We start from the raw sequence: 7022 nt of genomic DNA, 5'->3' as shown, positions 1-7022 counted from the left end.
TAATAGGCAATGGGGCGCTGTATTTATATTCAGAATAAATACATATAATGTGGAAACTACTGAGCGTTGTTAATCAGTTTTCGATCAAGATTATCGAACGTTATTTACATTTTAATAGGTGAAATCAATCAGTTGTTTAATATTGATCGGTTATCTTGATCTTTTGTGTTGGTTTCATGCTATTTTGGTGATGAGTCCTGATAATTAACCTTTTTCCCTGCGGGGATTATCAGCGATAAACACCTTGAAATCTCAAGGAAATAAACTAAAAAAATAAGACACAGGGGTATTCCCGTGAATTTTCTAAAACATATCACCATCAGGATGGCGTTATTATCTATTCTTGTTATATTTTTGTTGCTTTGGGGAGGTGTCTCGACCTTTACATTATTTTCACTTAACCAATTGACGCATTCATTACATCTGAGTTCTAACCAACAAAAAAACATTAATATTATTAATCGGGGTAATGACCAATATTTTCGTGTGGTTACTCGTTTAAGTCGTGCCGCGGCATATCGTCAAAGCGGGGCAACTGCCGATGCTGATCGTGAATTGGCTTCAGCAGGTGTAGCACTAAAAAATACCCAAGAGAGTTTGGCGAAATTTAAACTGCAATCTCATGAGTCGATGGATCCATTACTGACAGATAAAACTATTCAAAGCTGGTCAACATTATTGAGTAATGGAATTGAACCGATGGCTAAAGCGGTGGCCGAGAATCGCTTCGAAGATTATAACAATTTGTTTAACAAAGATTATCCGCCATTAAGCCGAGAGTTTGGCGCTACCGTCGAGAAGTACAATTCTGCGGTTGATGCCGCAACAGAGGCTGCCAGTTTGCGGGTGGAGACATTAGTCGACTGGTGCCAACGGGCGCTTTTTGCTGCATTAATTGCCGGTGTTATCATTCTGTTCTTAACCGATCGCTATATCGTCAGTTATTTGGTGCGTCCGCTGGAGTCGATCAAGGTGCACTTTAAACGCTTAGCTGAAGGGCAGTTAGGCCGGGCAATGCCTGAGTTTGGCCGTAACTGCGTCGGGCAACTGATCCCTTACTTACGTGAAATGCAAAATAGTTTGGTGAATACGGTATCAACTATTCGCAACAGTACCGATGCGATTTATACCGGAGCCGGTGAAATTGCAGCAGGAAATGCGGATCTCTCTTCCCGTACCGAGCAACAAGCGGCGGCACTGGAAGAAACCGCGGCCAGTATGGAACAACTGAATGCAACGGTGAAACAGAACGCCGAAAACGCGCATCAAGCCAGTAAGTTGGCTGAGAATGCCTCTGCAACAGCGAAAAATGGCGGGCGGATTGTCAGCGATGTCGTTGCCACTATGAGCAGTATTACGCAAAGCTCACGCCGTATTGCGGATATTATCGGTGTGATAAACAGTATCGCCTTCCAAACCAATATTCTGGCACTGAACGCAGCGGTTGAAGCGGCCCGAGCCGGTGAGCAGGGGCGCGGTTTTGCGGTAGTAGCGAGTGAAGTTCGTAATTTGGCCCAACGTAGTGCACAAGCGGCGAAAGAAATCGAAGGGTTGATCAGTGAATCGGTATCCCGAGTGAATATTGGCTCACAGCAAGTATCTGAAGCAGGGGAGACGATGAATAGCATCGTGCAGGCGGTGACCAATGTAACCGACATTATGGGCGAGATTGCCTCTGCTTCTGATGAGCAAAGCCGCGGTATTGGTCAAATTGGGCAAGCTGTCGCCGAGATGGACGGCGTCACACAACAAAATGCCTCCCTGGTACAAGAGTCTGCCGCTGCGGCTGCCTCGTTAGAAGAACAGGCACGGCAACTGACAGAAGCGGTCTCTGTTTTTAATTTATCAGATAATATGCAAGCCACTCATTCTTAGTTAAACTTTGATTCAATTTAAGAAATAACACTTATTGTCGTAATAAATAGTAGAGAACAGCCACCGGATTTCGCTAAGAGTCAGCGCCGTCTGGTGGTTTTCTATTACCAGTTTTAGGCATTTAGTCACAAAAACGCTATAGTGAGCTAGGTTGTTATTAGCTTTCAATAATAAAAAAATTCATGTTTTTATCGGGTTAAACAATGAGAATTGCTTACTTTCGCAGCATTTTATTTTTACTGGCGATAGGTATCTCATCGCCATCTTTTGCCATTAACTGCCAGCGTGCAGCGACGCCGGTTGAATATACTGTATGTGGTAATGAGGATTTACACTGGCTGGATCAGACATTTAGCGATATCTATCAGTCCATGTTGGTTAAATATGATACAGAAACAGTGTATCAGCAACGACAAATATGGGAAAAATCCCTTAACAGTTGTACCAGTGATAGCTGTATTCAGCGTGCCTATTTTCAGGGCATTGTCTCCATGTCTGATATTGACAAAAATTTTGATTGGAGCGGGCAGTGGTGGAATGTTACCAAAGGGAATGACCGGGGTGGCGTTATCAAAATAACCCGGGTTGCTGAGTGGGGATTTAGTATTGATAGCCGCGCCTGGTCCGGTGAAAATACCGGTAATTTTAGAGCTGAAGCACGTAAAGTTGAAGGGTTAGCGGTTGTTGATCTTATTGAAAATACAGCAAACTGCCGGTTATTACTGATCCCGATAAAAGATGGTTCAATTCAGGTGCACAGCAATGGCAGTTGGGGTTGTCGAATTTCGATGCCTAAAGATGTCTTTATTGACGGGCAGTATGTTCGGGCTGAAAAAGATCCACGTGAGACTCCCAGCTTACTTTCGGTCGGTATTTTTACTGATACCAACAACGATAAACTTTTCCGTGAGTTAGTCGGCGACCATTACGCCCAGTTTGTCGCCTCAGCCAACGTCTATATCTATAGCCATGACCGGGATAACCGGGGGGCAAAAGTATTATCCACCTGGGTGCGAGGTGCCGCTAATAAACGTGCATCAATAATTATGTATAACCGTGCCGGTTTGATGTGGGCCGCGTATGTTGCGCCTGAAAAAAATGGCACGCTGCGGGTTCACTATTTTACTAATGTGCCTGAAGATAAAGATAAAAGGCCCAAAACTATTGTTGAATGGCAGCAAACTTTTATGGATAACTAATTATCCCCTTTTTCTTTGAAGTTGTAGGGATTAATGAGCCTCATCCCTGAGGCTCAGCTACTTTTACTCTAAGGTACCAATCACATTCAGTGCCATATCATCAGGCACTTCGTTATAAGACAACACATTCAACCCATGGCAGAATAATCGTGCATAGCGTGCTATTAATGGCCGCAATTGTGGAGTTACCAATAAAATAGGTTGGTGATTTTCTGCTTTCATCTGCTCTTTAATGATCGGCATATTCTGCTGCAACTGGGTCAGGATATTTGGGTCGACTGGGAAGTTATCCAATACCACTTTCCCCGCTTGCTGCGCCTGATTCAACGAGCCAAGCAACATATTTTCTAATTCGTTATTAATGGTATAAACCGCCAGGTTTTTGTCATCGCCATTGATACCATTGACGATACCGGTACGTAATGCGTAACGCACATCAGAGGTGAGGAGCAGTGAATCTTTGGTGATAGTGGCACTTTCTACTAAGGTGGTGGCGATGGTGACAATATCTTTCAGCGACACATTTTCGGTTAATAGTTGACGATACACCTTCAGCAATTGGCTAAAATTCAATCCGGCAGCCAAATCTTCAGCCAAACGTGGCGACAGCGACTCAAGCCGTTGGTGTAATTGGGTTATATCATCATAATTAAACAGTTCAGATAAATGGTCACGTACCACTTTATTCACATGGGTCGCGACCACACTGGCACAATCCACCACCTGATAACCGAAGTTTAGTGCCGTGGGTTTATCTTCCGGCGCTACCCATACCACGGCCAGGCCGTAAGTCGGATCGATTGCTAGTACACCATCAACCTCGCCGTATTGTTCCGCTGTTGGAATCGCCATCAGTCTATCAATATAAACATCGCCACCGGCGACTTTGACACCATTAATATTGATGGTGTATTGGGACGGTTTTAAGCGGAAGTTTTCCCGTACTTTGACTTCCGGTAATAGAATTCCGCAGGTTTCGGAGATAATTTGCCGCACCCCTCGCAGCCGCTGAATCAGCGGTCGGCCTTTTGATTCATCGACCAGTGTGACCAGCTTATAGCCCAAATTCAGGCCGATAGGTTCAACTATCGGAATATTTTCCCAGTTGAGGTTCAGGGCATTATCTTCAGAAATGGCTTGGTCGAGGATTGTAAGATCGGGCTCAGCATCCGCTTGCTGAATTTTTTTACTTTGCTGCCAAGCGGCGAACAGGAGTAATCCGGTGAAGCTGAGAAAGGCAAGATGGGGCATCCCCGGCACAATGGCGAGTATGAACATCACGAATGCCGCAGCATACAAGATGGTCGGTTTTGCCAACAACTGATCTTTAATTTCATCAGTCATGTCACCGCCATCACTCACCCGAGTGACAATAATTGCCGCCGCGGTTGCTAATAACAGGGACGGAATTTGTGCCACCAGACCGTCACCAATAGTCAACAATACATATTGTTGAAACGACTGGCTGGCGCTGAGATCGTATTTAAAGATACCGATACAGATACCGCCGATCACGTTGATCACCAGAATCATAATACCGGCGATGGCGTCACCGCGAACAAACTTGGATGCTCCATCCATCGCACCGTAGAAGTCAGCTTCGCTGGCCACTTCTTTACGGCGCAAGCGCGCTTGCTCCTGATTGATTAACCCGGCATTAAGGTCGGCATCAATCGCCATCTGTTTACCCGGCAGTGCGTCCAAGGTAAAGCGGGCCGACACTTCAGAAATTCGCTCAGCACCCTTGGTTACCACCACAAAGTTGATTGTCGGGGTGGTATCAGAAGAGGAGCGGCAAGAGATTGTGGCGCAACTGAATGGGCAAACCATCTTTTCGCAGCAATCCTTTATTTCAATTCCCTCTAACAGCAAAAGTGGCGGCGGCAAGTTCTCTGACAGCATTGATGGTAAGGAGCAAGCGAAAGAGACCAAAAGTAATCTGGCAGTTGAGGTGCCGGAACCGGAGCAATCTCTGGAAGAGGTGGTGGATAAATCACGTAAAGAAATGGAAGAGTTATCACGCATCATTATGCAAATTACTTCTGCCTACGATGCGCAATCCAACCTGCAAATGGAAGTGGTGCCACAAGGGCTACGTATTTTGATTCAGGATGATAAGCAGCGCGATATGTTCCAGCGCAGTAGCGCGGTACTGACGCCGTTCTTCAGCCGTCTACTGGCTGAGTTGGCTCCGGCATTTAATGAGATGGACAATAAAATCATTATTACCGGCCATACCGATGCTTCCCGCTACCGTGATCAGGTGTTGTACAACAACTGGAATCTGTCGGGTGAGCGGGCGTTGATGGCCCATAAAGCGTTGGTAAAAGGTGGGTTAAGTGAGGCGCGAGTACTGCAAATCAATGCGATGGCAGACCAGATGTTACTGGACCCTGCTGAACCTCTTGCGGCGAAGAACCGCCGTATTGAAATTATGGTCTTAACCAAAACGGCTTCAGACACCTTATATCAGTTCTTTGGCAACCACGGAGAGAATGTAGTGAAACCGGCAGCGAAAAAAGCCGGATAGTTATGTTCATCTTTTCACCGCCCAGTCTACCCTCGAACCTTCAGGACTGGGCGGTGCTTTTTAATACAATGACTTAACTTAAGTGGCCATATCTGCACGCTGAATTCGGGCGGCAAACCTAACGTGGTGTGATAGTGACGGTATTTCCATGGGTAGCAATGGTGACACGTTGCCCCGGTTGGAATTGGGTAACGCCCTGAGCTTGAACCACCAGGAAGGTGGTACCGTTATCGCGGCGCACTTCCAGTTCAACACCACTACTGCGATTCATCATACTCTGGACTTGTTGGCCTACTACGCCACCGGCAACGGCACCTGCTGCGGTTCCGAGACGGCGACCCGTACCGCCGCCAATGGTGTTACCCAGAAAACCACCCACCACAGCCCCACCTACCGCACCCGCAACATTATTCCCATCTCCGCCCTGAATAGTGACCGGACGGACAGAAACCAAGGTTCCGTAAGTCACAGCTTGGGCCTGGCCGGCCTGAGAACTGCTAAAAGTATCGCCCGAAAGGGTATTATTATTGGCGCAACCACTGAGAGTGGCGATGGCGAGGGTTACAACAATGAATGGTTTTATCATAAAGACCCTTCCTACTTGAAGTTGCTAACTTATAACCGATTGAATATTGACCGGTAAAATAATCATAGCACGACTTATTTGCTTATTAATTGATAGATAGATAAAAAGTAGAGTTAACTCAAATTTTATAGGACGATTAGCCCCAATCAGAGGGCATGTTATCGTCTCTCTGGCCGACAATTTACCGGCGAAAGTAAAATCACGGCAGCGGAAGCACATTTAACTCTGCGTAAAGTGCAATTTATAACCTAATACACCGATAACAGATTATCCCTCTGGCAAGTATTCGCTATCACTGTCATCGCTATGATCCATTTTGTAACATTAAGATTTATCATTAAAAATGACAAAACAGGCTGTTAGAGTTCTCAAACTGAATGAAATTGATAAGAATCCGATTTTCTGGCTGATGTAACAATTCGCACTAGGAATAATGGTTAAATTAATAACTAATCACCTTGTATGATTTATATCCGCAGGTCTGGTTGGTTTCATTTTTTATAAAATGTTCAGGGAAGGGCTAATGGTTAACACTTTTTAGGTAGAATAATGACCTAATGAAATGTTAAAAAAATCAGTTTTAGTTAATAATTGATAGCAACATGGCGACCTAAAGATTGTTTTTCGTACAGATTTTTACCGCTGGTGGTGAGTATCGACAAGCGTCAGGCCCCGCAAGGGTTTGTCGCATTTTGACCGTATTTCAAAGTGTGTTAATTCAACGTTTTCAATGGCAAATTACATTATGATGATCAATTAAATTCACTTAAAAAAGGGAAATGATGCATTTCATCTTTAAGTTGGATGGAATTTTCATTTCCAGTTAAATAAC

Annotated in this window: 4 protein-coding genes and 1 pseudogene; 3 read left to right on the top strand and 2 right to left on the bottom strand. The window is 45.0% G+C overall.

From position 1 onward, the window contains the following. The first annotated feature begins 294 nt into the window (after window positions 1–294). Both V1952_RS18745 and V1952_RS18740 read left to right on the top strand, forming a co-directional pair. Entirely contained in the window at window positions 295–1875 is a 1581-nt protein-coding gene (locus V1952_RS18745) for a methyl-accepting chemotaxis protein (RefSeq protein ID WP_420072261.1), read from the top strand. 203 nt (window positions 1876–2078) lie between these two features. Continuing rightward, a complete protein-coding gene (locus V1952_RS18740; protein ID WP_420072262.1) occupies window positions 2079–3074 on the top strand; it encodes a lysozyme inhibitor LprI family protein in 996 nt (331 codons plus the stop codon). 63 nt (window positions 3075–3137) lie between these two features. On the opposite strand, the pseudogene V1952_RS18735 reads toward V1952_RS18740, so the two are convergent. Then, window positions 3138–4841, bottom strand: a pseudogene (locus V1952_RS18735) (flagellar biosynthesis protein FlhA); the annotation flags it as partial. On the opposite strand from V1952_RS18735, the gene lafU reads away from it, so the two are divergent. Next, window positions 4804–5604 carry a putative lateral flagellar export/assembly protein LafU gene (gene lafU / locus V1952_RS18730; RefSeq protein ID WP_372560700.1) on the top strand — a complete coding sequence of 267 codons (801 nt, stop codon included), beginning with the start codon at window positions 4804–4806 and terminating at the stop codon, window positions 5602–5604. The pseudogene V1952_RS18735 and the gene lafU overlap by 38 nt on opposite strands. 118 nt (window positions 5605–5722) lie before the next feature. Here lafU and V1952_RS18725 read toward each other — a convergent pair whose 3' ends face one another. Beyond that, complete coding sequence (locus tag V1952_RS18725; RefSeq protein WP_083162455.1) at window positions 5723–6190, bottom strand: glycine zipper 2TM domain-containing protein; 468 nt, start codon at window positions 6188–6190, stop codon at window positions 5723–5725. Window positions 6191–7022: the final 832 nt, after the last annotated feature.

The organism is Yersinia sp. 2542 StPb PI, assembly GCF_048593855.1.
GTDB classification, from domain to species: Bacteria; Pseudomonadota; Gammaproteobacteria; order Enterobacterales; family Enterobacteriaceae; genus Yersinia; species Yersinia enterocolitica_E.
Note: the sequence above shows the minus strand (reverse complement) of the source record. Positions and strands in the feature narration are given on the sequence as shown.

Bases quoted from the DNA above. Each gene is read 5' to 3' on its own strand.
- V1952_RS18740 (WP_420072262.1), top strand. From the start codon at position 2,079: ATGAGAATTGCTTACTTTCGCAGCATTTTATTTTTACTGGCGATAGGT.
- V1952_RS18725 (WP_083162455.1), bottom strand. From the start codon at position 6,190: ATGATAAAACCATTCATTGTTGTAACCCTCGCCATCGCCACTCTCAGT.